Source organism: Halobacillus sp. GSS1, from assembly GCF_017307035.1.
GTDB lineage: Bacteria > Bacillota > Bacilli > Bacillales > Halobacillaceae > Halobacillus > Halobacillus litoralis.
The window spans coordinates 40,429-58,082 of record NZ_JAFLHE010000002.1 but is presented as its reverse complement, the minus strand read 5'-3'; the positions used below and the strand labels follow the sequence as shown (position 1 = coordinate 58,082).

The 17,654-nt window shown below is 42.6% G+C and carries 15 protein-coding genes; 6 read left to right on the top strand and 9 right to left on the bottom strand.

Going from position 1 to position 17,654, the window contains the following annotated elements:
- Positions 1–49: 49 nt before the first annotated feature.
- Positions 50–2,020 (top strand): TRAP transporter permease, encoded by a 1,971-nt coding sequence (locus tag J0K78_RS06720; protein ID WP_206945975.1) that lies wholly within the window; start codon positions 50–52, stop codon positions 2,018–2,020.
- Between the two features lie 15 nt (positions 2,021–2,035).
- Here J0K78_RS06720 and J0K78_RS06715 read toward each other — a convergent pair whose 3' ends face one another.
- Positions 2,036–2,944: an EamA family transporter gene (locus tag J0K78_RS06715; protein WP_206945974.1), complete on the bottom strand. Its 909-nt coding sequence runs from the start codon at positions 2,942–2,944 to the stop codon at positions 2,036–2,038.
- A 540-nt stretch (positions 2,945–3,484) separates the two neighbouring features.
- Between J0K78_RS06715 and J0K78_RS06710 the strand changes: the two genes are divergently transcribed.
- A complete protein-coding gene (locus J0K78_RS06710; RefSeq protein WP_242517751.1) occupies positions 3,485–5,167 on the top strand; it encodes a serine hydrolase domain-containing protein in 1,683 nt (560 codons plus the stop codon).
- A 265-nt stretch (positions 5,168–5,432) separates the two neighbouring features.
- Positions 5,433–5,651 (top strand): nucleoside triphosphate pyrophosphohydrolase family protein, encoded by a 219-nt coding sequence (locus tag J0K78_RS06705; protein WP_206945972.1) that lies wholly within the window; start codon positions 5,433–5,435, stop codon positions 5,649–5,651.
- Between the two features lie 43 nt (positions 5,652–5,694).
- On the opposite strand, the gene J0K78_RS06700 is transcribed toward J0K78_RS06705, so the two are convergent.
- A complete protein-coding gene (locus J0K78_RS06700; protein WP_206945971.1) occupies positions 5,695–6,174 on the bottom strand; it encodes a site-2 protease family protein in 480 nt (159 codons plus the stop codon).
- A gap of 310 nt (positions 6,175–6,484) precedes the next feature.
- Here J0K78_RS06700 and rlmN point away from each other — a divergent pair, with 310 nt between their 5' ends.
- Together rlmN and J0K78_RS06690 are read left to right on the top strand one after the other, a co-directional pair.
- Positions 6,485–7,570, top strand: a complete 1,086-nt coding sequence (gene rlmN / locus J0K78_RS06695) for a dual-specificity RNA methyltransferase RlmN (RefSeq protein ID WP_206945970.1) — start codon at positions 6,485–6,487, stop codon at positions 7,568–7,570.
- Between the two features lie 222 nt (positions 7,571–7,792).
- Positions 7,793–8,221, top strand: a complete 429-nt coding sequence (locus tag J0K78_RS06690) for an excalibur calcium-binding domain-containing protein (protein WP_206945969.1) — start codon at positions 7,793–7,795, stop codon at positions 8,219–8,221.
- A gap of 261 nt (positions 8,222–8,482) precedes the next feature.
- Here J0K78_RS06690 and J0K78_RS06685 read toward each other — a convergent pair whose 3' ends face one another.
- From J0K78_RS06685 to ccmA, 3 genes are read right to left on the bottom strand one after another with little or no spacing between them, the layout of a single operon-like run.
- Positions 8,483–9,142: a TetR/AcrR family transcriptional regulator gene (locus tag J0K78_RS06685; RefSeq protein WP_206945968.1), complete on the bottom strand. Its 660-nt coding sequence runs from the start codon at positions 9,140–9,142 to the stop codon at positions 8,483–8,485.
- Between the two features lie 32 nt (positions 9,143–9,174).
- A complete protein-coding gene (locus tag J0K78_RS06680) occupies positions 9,175–10,185 on the bottom strand; it encodes an ABC transporter permease (RefSeq protein ID WP_206945967.1) in 1,011 nt (336 codons plus the stop codon).
- On the bottom strand, positions 10,182–10,895 hold the full coding sequence (gene ccmA, locus J0K78_RS06675) for a heme ABC exporter ATP-binding protein CcmA (RefSeq protein WP_206946281.1): 714 nt from the start codon (positions 10,893–10,895) through the stop codon (positions 10,182–10,184). The genes J0K78_RS06680 and ccmA overlap by 4 nt, the downstream gene beginning before the upstream one ends.
- Before the next feature lie 496 nt (positions 10,896–11,391).
- Between ccmA and J0K78_RS06670 the strand changes: the two genes are divergently transcribed.
- Positions 11,392–12,009 (top strand): DedA family protein, encoded by a 618-nt coding sequence (locus tag J0K78_RS06670; protein ID WP_206945966.1) that lies wholly within the window; start codon positions 11,392–11,394, stop codon positions 12,007–12,009.
- A gap of 273 nt (positions 12,010–12,282) precedes the next feature.
- Here J0K78_RS06670 and J0K78_RS06665 read toward each other — a convergent pair whose 3' ends face one another.
- The 4 genes from J0K78_RS06665 to J0K78_RS06650 all read right to left on the bottom strand — a co-directional run bounded on the left by J0K78_RS06665 (position 12,283) and on the right by J0K78_RS06650 (position 17,201).
- Entirely contained in the window at positions 12,283–12,537 is a 255-nt protein-coding gene (locus tag J0K78_RS06665) for a phage holin family protein (RefSeq protein WP_206945965.1), read from the bottom strand.
- A 119-nt stretch (positions 12,538–12,656) separates the two neighbouring features.
- Positions 12,657–13,790, bottom strand: a complete 1,134-nt coding sequence (ald, locus tag J0K78_RS06660; protein ID WP_206945964.1) for an alanine dehydrogenase — start codon at positions 13,788–13,790, stop codon at positions 12,657–12,659.
- Positions 13,791–13,811: 21 nt separating this feature from the next.
- Entirely contained in the window at positions 13,812–15,152 is a 1,341-nt protein-coding gene (locus tag J0K78_RS06655; RefSeq protein WP_206945963.1) for an aspartate aminotransferase family protein, read from the bottom strand.
- A 462-nt stretch (positions 15,153–15,614) separates the two neighbouring features.
- Entirely contained in the window at positions 15,615–17,201 is a 1,587-nt protein-coding gene (locus tag J0K78_RS06650; RefSeq protein WP_206945962.1) for a PucR family transcriptional regulator, read from the bottom strand.
- Positions 17,202–17,654 lie beyond the last annotated feature (453 nt).

Below are 17,654 nucleotides of genomic sequence, written 5' to 3'. Positions count from 1 at the left end.
CCGGACATTGTTTTTTGTCCGGTTCTTTATAACGTTGATTTAGAAAAGAATGGAGGTAAGAGGCGTGACGAAAAAAGATAACAAGGAAGTTGACAAGCAGGAAATGATGAAAAAATACGACAAAGAGAGCACATTCCGTACCAACCTCGGCCCCTGGGGCTGGGTGACTTTAATCCTCGGGAGTGCACTGACTATTTTTCAGCTTTATACCGCTTACCGTGGAGCATATGTTTCACTTATACAGGGTGCGATTCACCTGGGTGCCGCTCTATGCTTAGTCTACCTCCTCTATCCGATTAAATCTTCTTTGACGGGCAGACGAGGCATCCCATGGTATGACCTTATTTTTGCTGCCATCGCTCTTTACGCGAACTTTTATATCATTCAAAATTATGACCGTCTCATAAACGATGCGATTATCTTCGGATTCACCTATATGGATCAATTTGTTGCAACAGCCGGCATTCTTTTGTTACTTGAAGCGACAAGGCGAGTCGTCGGCCTTCCAATTGTCATCATAGCGATTGTCGCCCTGCTCTATGGTATGTTTGGAAACTTCATTCCTATCATTGGTCACGCAGGCAATGACTGGCCTACGCTCGCAACGAAAATGTTTTTCAGTTCCAGTGCTATTTTCGGTATTCCCATTCAAATATCGTCGACCTATATTTTTCTCTTCCTTTTTTTCGGAGTCATTCTCGTCAAAACGAACATTGGTCAGTTTTTCAATGATCTTGCCCTCCGCTTAACAGGAAAATATACGGGCGGAACAGCCAAAGCTGCTGTCGCAGCAAGTGGTCTTCAAGGAATGGTAAGCGGAAGCTCAGTCGCTAATACCGTGGGCTCTGGATCATTTACGATCCCGATGATGAAAAATGCAGGGTTCAAACCTCACTTCGCCGCAGCATCAGAAGCTTCTGCCTCAACAGGGGGACAGCTTATGCCGCCGATCATGGGTGCTGCAGCATTCATCATGGCGTCTTACACGGGGATCCCTTATAACGAAATCATCGTTATCGCGATTGTACCCGCTCTTTTGTATTTTTCAGGGGTCTTTTTAGGTACACACTTTGAAGCAAGAAAACAAAACATCCGCGGGCTTTCAAAAGAAGAACTTCCTAAAACAAATAAGCTGGTCAAACGACTGGACTTATTTCTTCCGCTCGTTATCATTATCGGATTCCTACTTGCCGGACGCACACCTACTTATGCTGCTTTATTTGCAATCGTCACGGCTTTTGTTATCAGTTTTTTCCGTAAAGAAACACGCATGTCCTGGAAAGGAATCATTAAATTGCTTGAAGAAGGAGCCCGTGTCGCCCTTCCCGTCATTGCTGCCTGTGCGACTGCAGGAATCATAGCAGGAACAGTAACGACTACCGGTCTCGGACCTAAAATCGCCGGAGGTATCATTGATCTTGCTCAAGGGCAGTTTTTCCTTGTCATGTTCTTTACTATGATTGCCTGTATTATTTTAGGGATGGGGCTGCCTACGACAGCAAACTATGTGGTAACTGCTACGATGGCGGCGCCAGCTTTGTTAGCGTTTGACGTGCCAGTCATTGCCGTGCACATGTTTGTCTTCTATTTCGGAATTGTCGCAGATATCACTCCTCCCGTTTGTCTCGCAGCTTATGCTGGAGCGGGTATTGCCGGAGCCAATCCGATGAAAGCTGGTGTAACCGCGGTAAAACTTGCGATTGCCGCTTTTATCATTCCGTATGTGTTCGTTACCAATCCAATTTTATTGCTGCAAGGAGACGTCAACGCATTCAACTTAACCATCAGTGTCATTACAGCCTTATTAGGAATGGCGGCCATCAGCTCTGCATTGATCGGATATTTCGCAACAAAAGTCACGTGGATCGAACGAATCGCCCTTGTCTTTTGTGGACTCATGCTCGTGTATCCGAACCTAATCATATCTCTCATTGGTTTAGGAATTTTTGGAGCCGTTTCTGCTTTCCAATATGTAAAGAACAAAAAAGAAGATTCATCAAAACAAAAAGCTGTCGTATGATTGAAAGCCAGGCCTTTATAAGGTCTGGCTTTTTTCTGCCGATTTCCTTTTTAACCATAATCCCCCTAGCTCATTAAGGAAAATGGCAGCTATGATTAAACTCACCCCCGTCCACTGAATCAAAGATACAGATTCAGATAGGATGATCATGGCTGAAACGATGGCAACTGGAAGTTCAATAGAACTCAAGACATTGGCAAGTCTCCCAGGAATCAACGGAGCACCCTGAGCAAAAAATAATGGCGGAATGACTGCGCCTACTAAAGCCACTCCTGCGCCGATGCTCCATAATTGCATATCGAATAACGGCAGTGTGGGTAGGTCTTGTACAAATACAACCAGCACAAGAATCAACGATCCAGTTACCATCAGGGCACTTCTTACAATAGGATCGGTCTTTGTCGCCACCTGCCCGCTGAAAAAGACAAACCCCGCATAAGAAAAGCCTGAAAGCAGCCCAAGCAGAAGCCCAGCCATTGGAAGCTCAAAGAAGCCGCCTCCGATTACACCTGACGCACACACAACCCCTAAGAGTGTGACCACCAATGAAAGAAAATTGATTGAGGTAGGGATAACTTTTGTAAAGATCCATTCGTAAATCATTCCAATCCACACGAATTGGAAAAGTAGAATGATAGCAATAGATGCTGGCAAATACTGCATAGCACCATAATAGAAGATACTCGTCAAACCAACGGATGTGCCCGTCAACATAACTTTGAACAGATCGCCTCTGCTTGTCCCTCTCCAGGAAATCTTTTTAAATAGGCTGATTCCCCACAAAAATACAAATGCGATCACCATTTGGACAATATTCAGTTCACCGAGTGTGTAGCCGAAAGAAAAACCTGTTTTTACAAAAATCGGGGTGAACCCAAAGCTGGCAGCCCCTATGAGAACCAGAGCAATCCCTTTCCCTTTCATCCGTTTCCTTCCCCCTTTCTACGGGAGCCTCTACTTTCGTGCCCCACCATTTCAACCTTCATTTCCATTAAAAAAGGCCCTCTCTAAAAGAGCGGCCCTTTTCTATGTTTAGGAATTATACGATTCTCTTAATCAATCTTCCTATCGTACGTGGAATGAATAAGAGAATATCTACGATAGTATGGATTACCGAGCGAATCAGTTTCATTTTCATTCCTCCTTTATCTGGATTTATAAATACATACCTCAGTTTTAGAAAGGTAAAACTCCGCAGCGACATTTAGGGTAAATGGACCCAAAATCAAATGAAACCTCCTCATATAGGGAGAAATGGGAGTAAAAGTCTAGAATTGTCTCTCAGAGCTGATGAAAGTCCTGAAGGATTCTTGTTGCATTTGATCAACGAAAGGCCCCTCCCAATCCCTTCAGCCCATGCCATTATTACCCTTTTCGGTATAATTTACCATTTTATCAGAAGTGGTATAGACAACTAGATTCCAAAACCTTATGATTGAATTATCTGAAAAAGGAGGTTGTGAATTGAAAAAGAAAAAAGTATCCCCTCTGTTAATAACGACTCTGGGAGCCACCCTGTTAATCCCGAATACGATTCTTGCAGCACCTGGTCCGAATATAGAGAAAGGAGTAAAAACAAATGTCCATACAAACTCAAGCACTGTCCACCCTGCATTTTCCTGGGATCAACCTGGGCCTTCCTCACCCATCCTGCATCCAGGATCTGTCCGAGGAGCTGGCATGAGAAATGAGCCTTTACAAGAAATTGATCCTCTCCTACTCTCTGCTATAGAAGACAATGTGATGCCCGGAGCCGTAGTTCTTGTCGCAAGGAGAGGGCATATCGTAAAAGAAGAAGCTTACGGATACGCCATGAAGTATGAGGACGATGAATTCACTCAATCGGAGAACCCCGTCCCCATGACGAAAGATACAATCTTTGATCTCGCTTCCATCAGCAAAATTTTCACATCCACCGCCGCTATGATTTTATATGAACAGGACGCGTTCAAACTAAGCGACCCAGTCGCAAAGTACCTCCCTGAATTTGCCGAAAATGGTAAGGGAAGCGTGACGATTGAACAGCTTTTGACACATACCTCAGGCTTCAAACCCTGGATTCCCCTTTATAAAGTTGAAGGTGACAGAAACGACCGTTTACAACATGTCTTACAATATCCCCTTGCTAATGAGCCTGGAACAACCTATACTTACAGCGACTTAAATATGATTACATTAGGAGCTCTCGTCGAACGTCTCTCTCATATGCGATTAGATGAATTTGTTGAAAAATACATTACTACACCATTAAAAATGGAAGATACGATGTATAATCCAGATGAGAAATTAAAATCCCGTATTGCTGCAACGGAAGACCAACCTTGGACGAATCGTGGACTTGTGTGGGGAGAAGTGCATGATGAAAGCGCCTGGTCACTGGATGGTGTAGCTGGTCATGCAGGAGTTTTTTCCACCGCAAATGATTTAGCCAAATTCGCGCATATGTTTTTAAATGAGGGTACTTATAGAAACACCGAGATTCTTAAGCCTGAAACCGTTAAGCTGCTTACTGAAAATCGCATCCCCCAATTTCCTGGTGATGACCACGGGTTAGGGTGGGAACTCCAACAAGGATGGTATATGGATGCTCTCTCGAGCCCAAGCACATATGGACATACGGGGTACACAGGAACCTCCATCGTGGTCAACCCTGCAAATGAAACAATCGCTATATTATTAACGAATCGTGTCCACCCTACAAGAGAGACAGTTTCTACGAACGGGGCGCGAAGAGGGTTTGCACGAAAAGTAGCGGATGCTATTCCAATTGACATGGATAAAAAAGCGAATCCATGGTTTGCAGGTTACGGAGACCAAGCGAAAAAACAGCTGCTCGCAAAAGTAAATCTCAGCGGAACGGCTTCCCTTTCCTTCCGTACATGGTTTGAAATCGAAAGTGGGTATGACTTCGGAACAATAGAAGTATCAGACGATGGGAAGACCTGGACAACACTGGATCGATTTACAGGCGACAGTAACGGATGGGTCTCACAAAATATTGAACTACCATCAGATACTACACATATCCGCTTCATCTATGAAACCGATGGAAGTGTTAACAACCGCGGCTGGTATATTGACGATTTGGAAATAAACGGAAAGGCAATAGAAGTAAAAAGTGATTCATGGGAAAAACGACCCTATTAAAAATCGAAAAAATGCAGACAAGTGTCCCTCACTTGTCTGCATTTAATTTTCAAGAGATTATTATCTCACCAACTATACAAAACGGTATGAACAATTTAGTGTTTTCTTTTTCCTGGAAACGGTTAAGGATGGGTATAGCCGAAAGGAGAGTGGAACATTGACAGAGCACAACAAACTAGTTCGAGATCACATTCCTAACTTACTGAGAGATTCGGGGAGAAATATCCGTACTCGAACTCTTAATAAAAAGGAGTATGATGATTCATTGAAAAACAAATTAAAAGATGAAGTTGAAGAATATTTCCACACTGTTGAAAACAAGGAATCCTTGACCAAACTTGCTGACCTTCTGGAAGTTATTCATGCCTTATCTTATTCACACGGGGCCACGATCGAAGAACTGGAACACATTCGCCAGCATCGCAGAAAAGAGCGTGGAGCTTTCCATAATCGTACGATGCTTCTGGATATTGAAGACGAGTGATCATAGGTAAGGGGAAAGCCTGCATGGCTTTCCCCTCTTTCTATTAGTCAATCGGATCTTTAGCTTTTCCATAACGAATCACATCATAGATGGCCATGCCGTCACTCGGCTTGCCGTCCCCATTTCGATAGGGAAATAGTGAAAAGAAGATGAAATATACAGAGAAATAGGAATACTGGTAGAAAAACAAATCAACAGGAAGGACCTCCTTGGTAATCATTAAATTCAACATTAGAATGATGGCCAAATTGAAAATACTTCCAGCAAGATAGATAGACACATGCGCCCACGTCTTATTGTAGGAAAGCTTCTCATACTGACACCAGCCCTCCATAAAGTACATTCGCCTCACTTCCAAAGGGCCCACATGGAACAATAATTTCCCCGTACCGATACAGTAACGTATTTTCCCTCCAAATAAACGAGCGACTAGAACATGACCTGTTTCATGAACGAGTGTGACGAGAGGTAGAATCAGAAAAAAATTTATGATAAACATAGGAATATCATTCAAAGTAAACATAAGCGTGCCTCCGTTATGGTGAAAATTGAAGTTCTGAAAAAACACCTTCCCTTTATTTTAAAAAGATAACGTAATTGCAGAAAATTGCTTCCATAGCCTCAGTAAAGGGACCATGGACATCATAGGTTTTGGTTCACGGTAATTGGCCCATAAAAATGTTGAAGTAACCCCTTTCTCATTACATTTCTTCACTCAGATCAATCCCTACCAGCAAATGTTTGTAAAATTTCAACATTCCTCATCCTGTTGTTTAAGTTCTCCATTTCGAGTATGATAGGAATAGCGATTTTTTTTAAAGAGGAGCGTATTTATGAAACGATCCATTTACGGATTGACGTTTGACCAACTGACTGATTGGCTTATAGATCATGGTGAGAAAAAGTTCCGTTCCAAGCAAGTATGGGACTGGCTCTACCAAAAGCGTGTGACCGATTTTTCACAAATGAAAAACGTGAATCAATCTTGTATTGATGTTCTCCATGAACATTTTACGATTGAGACACTTTCTGAAGAAATAAAACAAGAATCAAAGGATGGTACCGTCAAGTTCCTATTTAAATTGGATGATGGTAACGTCATTGAAACTGTTCTGATGCGTTTCAACTATGGACTGTCCGTATGCGTAACCACACAGGTAGGCTGTAACATCGGCTGCTCCTTCTGTGCAAGTGGAATTCTTCGTAAGAACCGGGACCTCTCCAGTGGTGAAATTGTTGAACAGATCATGCAGGTCCAACAGCACTTGGATCAACAAGGCAACGATGAACGCGTCAGCCACATCGTGGTAATGGGAATCGGTGAACCGTTCGACAACTATGACAACTTGATTGACTTCTTGAAGGTCGTGAACGATCAAAAAGGCCTTTCCATTGGAGCACGTCATATCACCGTCTCCACAAGTGGAATTGCACCTAAAATGTATGAGTTCGCAGATGAAGGTATCCAGATTAATCTGGCCCTTTCCATTCACGCACCAAATAATGAACTGCGTACCCAGATTATGAAAATCAACCGTGCCTACCCACTCGAAAAATTGATGCCGGCGATTGATTACTATCTCGAAAAAACAAACAGGCGGATCACCTTCGAGTACATTCTACTCAAGGACGTCAATGACCATAAGAAAGAAGCGGAAGAACTTGCGGACTTGTTGAAGGATAAACGTCACTTATCCTACGTCAACTTGATTCCATACAACCCGGTCGCGGACAACCCTTATGAGCGAAGTGAAAAAGAAGCGATCCTTACGTTCTATCAAACGTTGATGGACCGCGGAATTAAATGCGGGGTGCGTACGGAACATGGAACAGACATCGATGCCGCCTGCGGACAACTGCGCAGTAAGCAGATCGAAAAAGAAAAAGCACGCAAAAAGAAAAAAATGCCAATGAACTAAAAGCATGGGGCTCAAGCCCCATGCTTTTTTCTTAGCCCATATTTTTATTCAGACAGGCACGCCTTCACATTTAGAGAACCCATCTCCTATCATCATTTTATTTTGAATAAAATTTAACAAATACTCAAAATATGGTTTTATTTGTAAAAATATAGGCAATAGAAAGATATACAAAAATATCCAAGGGGTGATGGGAATCTATCAAAAAGGGGTTTTCACAAAATGAAAAGATTCTTGATTTTTTTGTTTGTCTTGACTTTGACTTTTGGCAGCGCAGGAGTCGTAAGTGCGGACAGTCATGATGGAGACAAGGACTGCAGCGATTTTGACACGACAGCAGAAGCAGAAAAATATTGGGAAGAAAATGGGTACGATGAAAACAACGATCCGGATAGACTGGACCGAGATAAAGATGGCGTCCCATGTGAAAGTTTAGGTAACAGCTCTTCAGCTGACGACTCTGGTGATTCAGAAGCATCAGAAGATGAACCAATGGAAGATTCTGAAGAGAACGGGACTCAGGAGGAATCCTCAGAGGAAGAAGGCGGTGAGCTCCCTGAAACTGCAACACCGTATGCTACATATGCATTACTCGGGATGGGGCTGTTTCTATTGAGTGGTGGCCTGTTGTTTGTACGTAGGGAAAATTAAATGACCTTAACCATCCCCCTAATTCAGCGGACCATTATGGTTCGCTTTTTTTTACTTAAGAAAGTATTTTATTCATCCTGCCATTAAAAAACAAAAATCTACCTTAAGATCTTAGGATACCCAAGCAAATTGCAAGCACTCGAGAAATCAGGTAAGGTGTCAAGGGGAAATAATTTGGACGTGAAACAATCAACTCATTCGGTGCTGTGAAAATTAAAAAACCAAAGAAAGGTCTATCCTATTATAGGATAGACCTTTCTTTCAGCTCTTTGCCAAACCATGCATGATGAAATCGATGGTATAATCGATTTCATTTTCGTCATCCCAATTCAGATCAGGCGCAATAATAAAACGCGTAACCAAAAAACCGATGACGGTGGAAATGATCATACGTATGATGGAAGTATTAGGGATTTCTACAAGCTTCCCTTTTCCTTTCAATTGGTTCAAAGCGTTTTCGAATTTCGGAAAAATTTCTTCAAGAAACACATCTTGAAACCTTTCCTGAAGCTCCGGGTGAAAGGCCATTTCCTGAATCACAATTCGCAAAAGCGGAGCGTTTTCCCTGGCAAATTCAAACCGATTCTTCAACAGAGTTCGCAATAACCCTTCTAACTCCTCGGGGGGCTCTTCAAACACTTTATTGGCAAAGTGAGAAGCAAAAAATGGGAGTGTAAACTTTGTCATAAATGGTGTCACAATAGAAATCAAGAGGTCTTTCTTCGTCTTATAATGTCGAAAAATCGTGCCTTCTGCAACATTCGCTCTGGCTGCAATTTCGCTTGTGGAAGAAGATGCGTACCCCTTTTCAGCGAAAATCTCTACCGCTGCTTTTAATATTTGTTCCTGTTTTGGTGTTAACTTCCGATCTTCCTCTGTGGTCTGATCTAATGTCTCCACCAACTTCTTAAAATCAGTCATACAAGCATCCTCCTATGGCTTTCCTTGTACCATTATAAACGGCGATGCTTCTTCAATGCGAATATATTTAACGTCGTGAACAGAGCGGTAAATCCAAGCAGAATATAAACTTCCCATTGGATATCCGCAAAAGAAGCATCACGCAGCATAATCCCTCTCATAGCTTCGGCACCATACGTCAAAGGCATTATATCACCAATCATCTGTACCCATGTTCCAAGGCCTTCTGTCGGGAAAAGACCGGAAAAGAACACTTGAGGAACAATAATCAAAGGAATGAACTGAATCATCTGAAACTCATTCTTAGCAAATGCCGAGACCAATGTACCCAGGCTTAAAGCAGCTAAAGCAAGTAATATGGTGACGATGAGCACATATAGGAAATTACCTTCCATAAAGACCCCCAGGATGTATATGGAAAACGACGCGATAATGAGGGACTGAACAATAGTGAACAACCCAAATCCTGCGAGATAACCGAACACGATTTCAGACCGTCTGATTGGTGTAGCCAACAATCTTTCCAATGTGCCCTGTGTGCGTTCTCTTAAAAAAGAAACACCGCCTACTATAAATACGAAGAAAAAGACAAAAAAACCGATGAGGACAGGTCCTACGTAATCAAACAACCCCAGATCCTCTGATCCATGGTAATACTCTACGTCCACCATGTTTTGCTGATCCTCCCGTAGCGATTGCAATTCTTTTTGTATGGCGCCTGCAGTATTTGGGTTACTTCCCTCAAGAAGCAGTGATATTTCCTTATTCTCAAAATATAACACCGCGTCCAATGTCCCTTCTTCCAGCTTTTCTTCTGCTTTAGAAGAAGACAGCGTTTCAATATCAAGGGTGTCAGACGACAATTTTTCAAGCATGGTTTCTGGAACGTCTACGGCTCCTAGTTCCAGTTTGGAATCATCATGATCCAGGACCATCCACATAAGTGACAAAACAAGGAGTGGTGCCACCACCATAAGGGCAACGCTTCTTTTATCTCGTCTAAACTGGAGAAGGATTCTTTTCATTACATGGAAGGTATTCATTTTGTTTCACCTCCATAATGCAGAAACACTTCTTCCATAGACGTTACATTCACCTTTTCCTTTAATTTCTGCGGAGTATCAAGAGCAATAACTTTTCCACCTTTAATCAGAGCCAGACGATCACACTTTTCCGCCTCGTCCATGACATGCGTGGTTACGATAATCGTCACTCCTTTTTCCTTTAACTCATAGAGTTCATCCCAAATGGAACGTCGCAGAACAGGATCTATACCGACAGTGGGCTCATCAAGAATGATCAGTTCCGGTTCATGAACAAGAGCTGCCGCTAAGGACAACCGCCTTTTCATACCTCCTGAAAATGTTTCGACGGGTTGATCTTTGAAAGAGGACAAGTCAACCATTTCCAGTACATCTCTGATTCTTTCCTTCCTTCTTTTTCTGGATAGGTTATAAATGGAGGCGAAAAAATCAAGATTCTCCCATGCTGTCAATTCTTGATATAAAGCATCCGATTGCGCCATGAATCCATAATTCTTCATCTGCGCAAGATGACGTAATGCTGTCCCTTTAAGTGAAATGGTTCCTTCTGTAGGTTTTAATATTCCTGCTATCAACTTGACTAGTGTAGTCTTTCCTGCTCCCGAAGGGCCCAGCAACCCAAAAATTTCTCCGCTTTGAATGGAAAGATTCACCTTATCGATAATGGTGTTCTTACTATAACGATGGATGACATTTTGCATTTCAACCATGGAATTCAATTCGATCCCTCCTATGTGAGTGATTACTCACTTTAATTATACACAGCTTCCTTTGTATGTAAAGATAATTGATACAATTCCTAACTTTTCCTATCCAGAAAGCATCTATTTCAAGGAAGGAAGGTACTTTTTAAAACGATTTATTCTGTTCAATCAAAATTAAATATTATATATCTATCCGCTTTTTCAACTGCTATAATATTCTCAATCATAAAGGGAATATGCGTTCGTAAATAATGAAAGGGGTAAAACGTTGAAGAAAAATGATGATCGCCTAACCCTGTACTATCTGTTTTCAGGAATAACGCTCACGTCATTTTTTGGCAGGATGGCTGTCAGGTGCCGACTGGGACACCTTTTCCATTGAATTCAGTTGGGGTATGTTGAATATCGATGCACTTAAAGACATATTCACAAACTGATTTCAGGTTCTATTTTGTGAGCTTGTCCGATACAATACATCGATCATCTTTTGGAGGAGAAGTTCATGGAAGAATGGATCATTTGGATGATGGAACAGTTCGGGTATCTAGGGGTTTACGCATTGATGGCGATCGAAAACCTCTTTCCCCCTATTCCATCAGAAGTTATTCTGCCACTCAGTGGGTTTATGTCAGTTAGGACGGATTTAACGGTGACGACTGTCGTCATTTATGCGACTTCAGGTTCTTTGACCGGCTCTCTTCTTTTATATGGAATCGGGATGTCCATCAGCAAACACAAACTGGAAGAGTGGGTGGATCGTTACGGGAAATATCTGCGCCTCACGAAAACAGATGTAAACAAAACTTTCCAATGGTTTGAGAATTATGGATATTGGGCAGTCTTTTTCTGCCGTATGCTTCCACTTGTCAGAAGTTTTATTTCATTCCCTGCTGGAATGGCACGTTTCTCCCTCATCCCTTTTCTTTTCCTTACCTTTTCGGGCAGTTTGATTTGGAATACAGCTCTAATCTACACTGGGGTCGTTCTTGAAGATTCGTGGCGTGATATTGTGCTCTATATGAAGGTGTACTCCATATGGACGTATGGCATCATCACTGCAGTCGCTTTCCTTACCATTTGGTGGATGCGTAAAGGAAAAGGTGTCCGTTTATGGAGATGATGGAGTTTATTAACCAGCAGTGTGTTAATGGGATTGAGCCAAGGAGCTGCAACGGATTTCACTTTTATCATGGCGATCCCAAGCATACTCGTAGCGAGTATGCTGTCCCTTGTTAATAAACCGGCCTATTTCCAAATGGTCATCTGATCCTTATTTTTACAGTATGCTTCCTATGTGCTTTTCTTTTTGTTCTCTTATCTATTCGTTTCTCTCTCAAATTGTTGTGATCTGTTTTCTATATTTTTAAGACAAAAAGGACTGAGCTACAAGTGCTCAGTCCTTTTTTCCATCTTCTTTTTTCTCTAAAAAATACTTAACTCCTGCCACGGTTCCGATGCCAAGCAATGCATACTTCAACCCTTCCACCGTTGCTGAAGGAGAGATACCCTGCTGCCAATAGGAAAAAGCAACTCCTAGGACAACAGCTATGATGGGGATGTACCGGTTTGGCACGCGTTTAGTCTGCCTCACCGCATATAACAACACAGCAAGTCCCGCATATGGGGTGAAGTCAATCATGAAATCCATGGGTTGATCTCCTTTAATATAGAATAAGGGCTTATTCCATGTTATTCATGATAAGAAGATTGAAGTACTTTCTGCAAAAAAATAACGTCCCGCCTAACATTTGGGCGAGACGCTATTCTTTATGAAACAAATGACTTCGGTCCTAGCGCTTTCTCCACCTCCATATAGTCCAGCCCATGAGCTTCTGCCACTTCACGATAAGTCACACTTCCATTGACAACATTGACTCCTTTCAGTAAGGCGCCGTTTTCCATGCATGCTTTTTGAAACCCTTTGTTCGCGATTTGGATAGCATAAGGAACCGTGACATTCGTCAGGGCAAGGGTTGATGTTTGCGGAACAGCTCCTGGCATATTACCAACTGCATAATGGACAACTCCATGTTTCACATAAATTGGATCATCATGAGTCGTGACGTGATCAACCGTTTCGACAATCCCGCCCTGGTCCACAGCAACATCTACAATCACACTTCCCCGACTCATCGACTTCACCATATCCTCTGTCACAAGTTTTGGCGCTTTTGCCCCTGGAATTAAAACCGCTCCGATAACCAAATCGGACTCTCTGACAGCTTCACTCAAGTTCAAAGGATTCGACATAAGTGTGTTGATTGAAGATCCGAATATGTCATCCAGCTGCCTTAGCCGGTCTGGGCTTAGATCGATCATCGTCACGTCTGCCCCCAGCCCGATAGCAATTTTTGCAGCGTTTGTCCCTACAACTCCGCCACCAATAATGGTTACTTTCCCTCGTTTCACCCCGGGAACACCGCCAAGAAGAATGCCTTTTCCACCATGGGTACGCTCTAAATACTGTGCACCTTTTTGAGTGGCCATCCTTCCAGCCACTTCACTCATCGGTGTGAGCAAGGGGAGGGATCCATTTTCAGACTGAACGGTCTCATAAGCAATAGCGACCACTTTTTTCTCTGCCAATGCCTTTGTCAATTCTTCATCGGCAGCAAGGTGCAAATACGTAAACAAAATCAATCCCTCATAAAAATATCGGTACTCTTCTGCAAGCGGCTCCTTGACCTTCAGGACCATTTGCTTAGCCCATGCTTCTGCCGCTGTACCTACAATTTCCACTCCAACTTCTTCATAGTGCTGATTAGAAAAACCAGAACGCTCCCCAGCATTGGACTCTAGAAAAACTTCATGCCCTTCGTTGATTAAGTTAACCGCACCAGCCGGAGTGATTGCTACGCGGTTTTCATTATTTTTAATTTCTTTCGGTATCCCTATCTGCATGTTAGGAACCTCCCATCAAGGTCATATCGAATGAATCGCCTCTACCACGTTATCAAGCAAATAAGTCAAATCCTCTTCTTCAATAGACAATGGAGGAGATAGAGTAATGACATTGTTGAATCCAGCCACTGTCATCCCATTTTTCCCAATCAGAATACCCTTATTTTTACAATAGGCAATAATTTGATTAACTTTCTCCACGGCCAGTGGTTCCTTCGTTTCTTTGCTCTCCACCATCTCAATTCCAATGAGCAAGCCCTTCCCTCTCACATTACCCACATGGTTATGGTTCTGAAGACGGTTGTTCAAATCATTTATTGCCGTCACTCCCAAATCGCGCGAACGCTCAAACAAGTTTTCTCTTTCCATAATTTCAATATTTTTAAGTGCAACGGCACACGCCGCCGGATGACCACCGAATGTATTAATGTGACGGAAAAAGTCATACGTATCATCTCCACAAAACGCTTCATACACTTCCCGTTTGACTGCCGTTGCTGAAAGAGGAAGATAGGCGCTCGTAATTCCTTTCGCCATCGTAATGATATCGGGCTTCACCCCATAGTTCATAAAACCGAACGGCTTACCCGTACGGCCGAACCCACAAATCACTTCATCCACAATCATAAGGGCCCCATGTTTTTCACAAATGGATTGAACCTCTTTCATATACTGTTCCGGCGGGACAATCACTCCACCCCCAGTTATGATCGGCTCCATAATCACCCCGGCAATCGATTCACTATATTCCCATGTCATCACATCATCAATTTCCTTTGCTCCCCACCGATCTTTTTCACTATGATCATTCCGATATTCATCAGGTGGAGACACGTGCAGAAAACCGGGTCCAAGAGGCTCATATTTGTACTTCCGCTGTGCCTGACCTGTGGCCGCTAACGCACTTGTGGAGTTTCCATGATAAGCTCGATACCTTGAAATGAATTTCGTGCGGTAATGGTCTCCTTTTTGCTGATGATACTGACGAACCATTTTAAACGCTGCTTCATTGGCTTCCGAACCACTGTTTGAGAAGAAGACAACATAATCATCCCCAAGCAGCTGATTAATTTTCTCTCCTAATTGTATCGCTGCTTCATGACTTTGTGTAAGTGGCATATAAGAAAGATCCTTGATCTGTTCATAAGCTGCTTTCGCGAGTTCTTCTCGTCCATATCCTACGTTCACACACCATAAGCCTGACATGGCGTCTAAGAACCGGTTCCCGTCTATGTCAGTAATCCAGGAACCTTTTGCACTTTTTGCTACCATTGTTGCATCAGGATTATAAGGTTTCATGGAGTGCCATACATATTTCTCATCTTTTGAAAGCATTTCGCTTTTCACATCAGCTTTAGTCAACGGAGATTCCTCCTCAATGTTCTTTTGTTAGAATTATCTTAATTATCTAACATTTAAGATGCGCTTTCATTAGACATAGTGTCAAACAGTCAACTCCCCACTTTCACATAATGACAAGAGAACTTATTGTTGAAGACTCAGTTTCGAGATGTTTTTTGAGTGGATGGGGGCTGCGGGGAATAACTCGCTTTCCGCGGGAGCGCGGTGAGGCGCCTCGATCAGCGGCGTATGGACTGGACTGAGCTGGCGGAGATAAAGGAAACACGGAGAGCGTAGCAATTCGATGTTGACTTATCGTACAGAAGCGAGGGAAGTCTCACTAGCCGCTAGGCGCTGGAACCGGATAACCAAAAGGACGTGTGGGACAGGTGAGACAGTCTTCAACTAAAGGAAGCTTTAGTAGGAAAAGGGTGAAAAAAAAACACTTATTCAGAAGAAAAGAATAAGTGTTAAGGATGGTGGTTAGGTTACGGCTCTTTGATATTCATGAGCGAGAAGCGCAAATTCGATGACCTGCCTTTTTTCACATTCCATAAAGTCAGGTCCCAGCAGTTTTTCTAACTTCTCAAGGCGATGATATAATGTTTGACGCACTACAAAAACTTTGGAAGCGGTTTCTTTTTTAGATCCATTGCACGCCAAATAGACCCTTAATGTCTCAAGGAGGTTCGTGTTATTCTTTTCATCATACTTGATAATCGGTTCTAAGTACTCCTCCACCAATCCATCGAGGTTGCTGTGCTGATGGACAAGGGATATCAATCTGTACATGTGTAAGTCATCATAAAAGAATTTGGACTGACTTTCCGGAAGCTTCTCCTGTAAAGTTAAAGTCTCCTGGGCGGTTTGAAAACTTTCATGAAGCTTGGAAAGTTCTTTGACGTATTTCCCCCCGGCAATTTGAAAAGATGAGATACTAGAGTCATTCAACAGACTAATCTTCTGCAGCCTTACAACCCCGCGTTTGATCCTTTCCTTCCAATCTTCTGCTTCTTTTCTATTCAACAGAATAAAAGTAAGCTGATGTCTCTTCTCCACCGGAAAAACATAATAGCCGTTTTGATCAAAGATATTGTGAATGAGCATATTCATATATGTCACATCAGGGTTCGATTTCTGTCTATCCACCATATTTAACTTAATGGTTAGAACAATGGCTCCTTTAACGGTTTTATCCAATTTGTACACAGCAAGCCGATCACGAATTTCCTCTTCCTCATGCTCTCCCTGCAACCATTCCGTCAGCCATTCCGTTTCTTTTGCTTTTCTTTTTTCTTCAGTATAAAGTTCTCTTAACAAGTATTGCGCAAGCGCAGTCCCCGTCCTGTCCAATAATAAAGATTCGAATTCACCGAACTCTCTACGGTTGGACAATAAGTAAATATTCGCAAATTCCCGATCGAATACTTGCACCGGTTGTTTTAAAACCCTTCTCGATCCGATGTCGGGCTTGCTCAGCTCCATCAATACTTGCTCGCGTTCTTTCTCTCTCAAAGCCGGGATCGTGACGACCGTATGATCCTTGGCAATATAGACCAGCTGGCAATTCACATATTGCTGCAAGTTTTTTAGAATCTCAAAGTAATTATCAATGGATAATAACCGTTTGTTCAAACGCTGCGAATAATCTTCTAAATTCGTAATAAACTCATACTGCTGATTGATGAGATCCGCATGAATATCCTGGGTAATTTCCACAAAAGAAACTTCTTCCCGGAATAAGATGATCGGAAAATCGTTGGCTTCGGCAAAATCAATCGCTTCCTGGCTTATGTAATCAACGAAACTTCCGATTTCAATACAAATTCCGGCTACTTCTTTTTCTATCAATTGTTTTAATAAGTGAAGAAAAAGCTCATCATCATCCTTCCAACCAAATCCTGTTGAAAGGACAAGCTCTCCACCTTTCAGGTTCTTTCTCACTTCGATCATCTCATAAACGTGAACCCATTTGACCAGCCGGTCAATGCCCTTCTGACCAGCAATAACTTCAGCAGAAGCGAAATGGTCCCTTTTCAGGATGTTTTCAATCGACATGTGTTCGTTCATTGAATGACCCCTCTTTTAAAGTACAACAATTTTTCAGAAAAATCTAATAGATTGTGAGATTTTCTTACAAAAAAGTTTAATAGTCCTAGTGAATCTAACACACGCCTGATCTTCAACAAACTGGCAGGTTTCTTGAAGACTCAGTTTCGAGATGTTTTCGGGTTTCGTTACCTTATTGGGCGTCGGGGGTGGCTGGGAAGCTACTCGCTTTCCTGCGGGGATGACGGCAAGCCTCCTCGGACTTGGTCCTGTAGGGTCTTGCCAGCCAATCCATTCCCGCGGGAGTCTCGCAGCTTCCCACCCTCCTTTCGATGTAAAGGAGAAACGAACCCATGTACCAAGTTGGGTGGTCTTCAACTATCCAACTGTTAAAGTTATAAAACGCTCCGGATCAAGGTTTTACGTACTATGGAGGTCTTCTGATCATCCACTTCCCGTATCCATACAAGCTGA

Bases quoted from the DNA above. Each gene is read 5' to 3' on its own strand.
- J0K78_RS06720 (WP_206945975.1), top strand. From the start codon at position 50: ATGGAGGTAAGAGGCGTGACGAAAAAAGATAACAAGGAAGTTGACAAG.
- J0K78_RS06715 (WP_206945974.1), bottom strand. From the start codon at position 2,944: ATGAAAGGGAAAGGGATTGCTCTGGTTCTCATAGGGGCTGCCAGCTTT.
- J0K78_RS06700 (WP_206945971.1), bottom strand. From the start codon at position 6,174: ATGTTTACTTTGAATGATATTCCTATGTTTATCATAAATTTTTTTCTG.
- rlmN (WP_206945970.1), top strand. From the start codon at position 6,485: ATGAAACGATCCATTTACGGATTGACGTTTGACCAACTGACTGATTGG.
- J0K78_RS06690 (WP_206945969.1), top strand. From the start codon at position 7,793: ATGAAAAGATTCTTGATTTTTTTGTTTGTCTTGACTTTGACTTTTGGC.
- J0K78_RS06685 (WP_206945968.1), bottom strand. From the start codon at position 9,142: ATGACTGATTTTAAGAAGTTGGTGGAGACATTAGATCAGACCACAGAG.
- J0K78_RS06680 (WP_206945967.1), bottom strand. From the start codon at position 10,185: ATGAATACCTTCCATGTAATGAAAAGAATCCTTCTCCAGTTTAGACGA.
- ccmA (WP_206946281.1), bottom strand. From the start codon at position 10,895: ATGGTTGAAATGCAAAATGTCATCCATCGTTATAGTAAGAACACCATT.
- J0K78_RS06670 (WP_206945966.1), top strand. From the start codon at position 11,392: ATGGAAGAATGGATCATTTGGATGATGGAACAGTTCGGGTATCTAGGG.
- J0K78_RS06665 (WP_206945965.1), bottom strand. From the start codon at position 12,537: ATGGATTTCATGATTGACTTCACCCCATATGCGGGACTTGCTGTGTTG.
- ald (WP_206945964.1), bottom strand. From the start codon at position 13,790: ATGCAGATAGGGATACCGAAAGAAATTAAAAATAATGAAAACCGCGTA.
- J0K78_RS06650 (WP_206945962.1), bottom strand. From the start codon at position 17,201: ATGAACGAACACATGTCGATTGAAAACATCCTGAAAAGGGACCATTTC.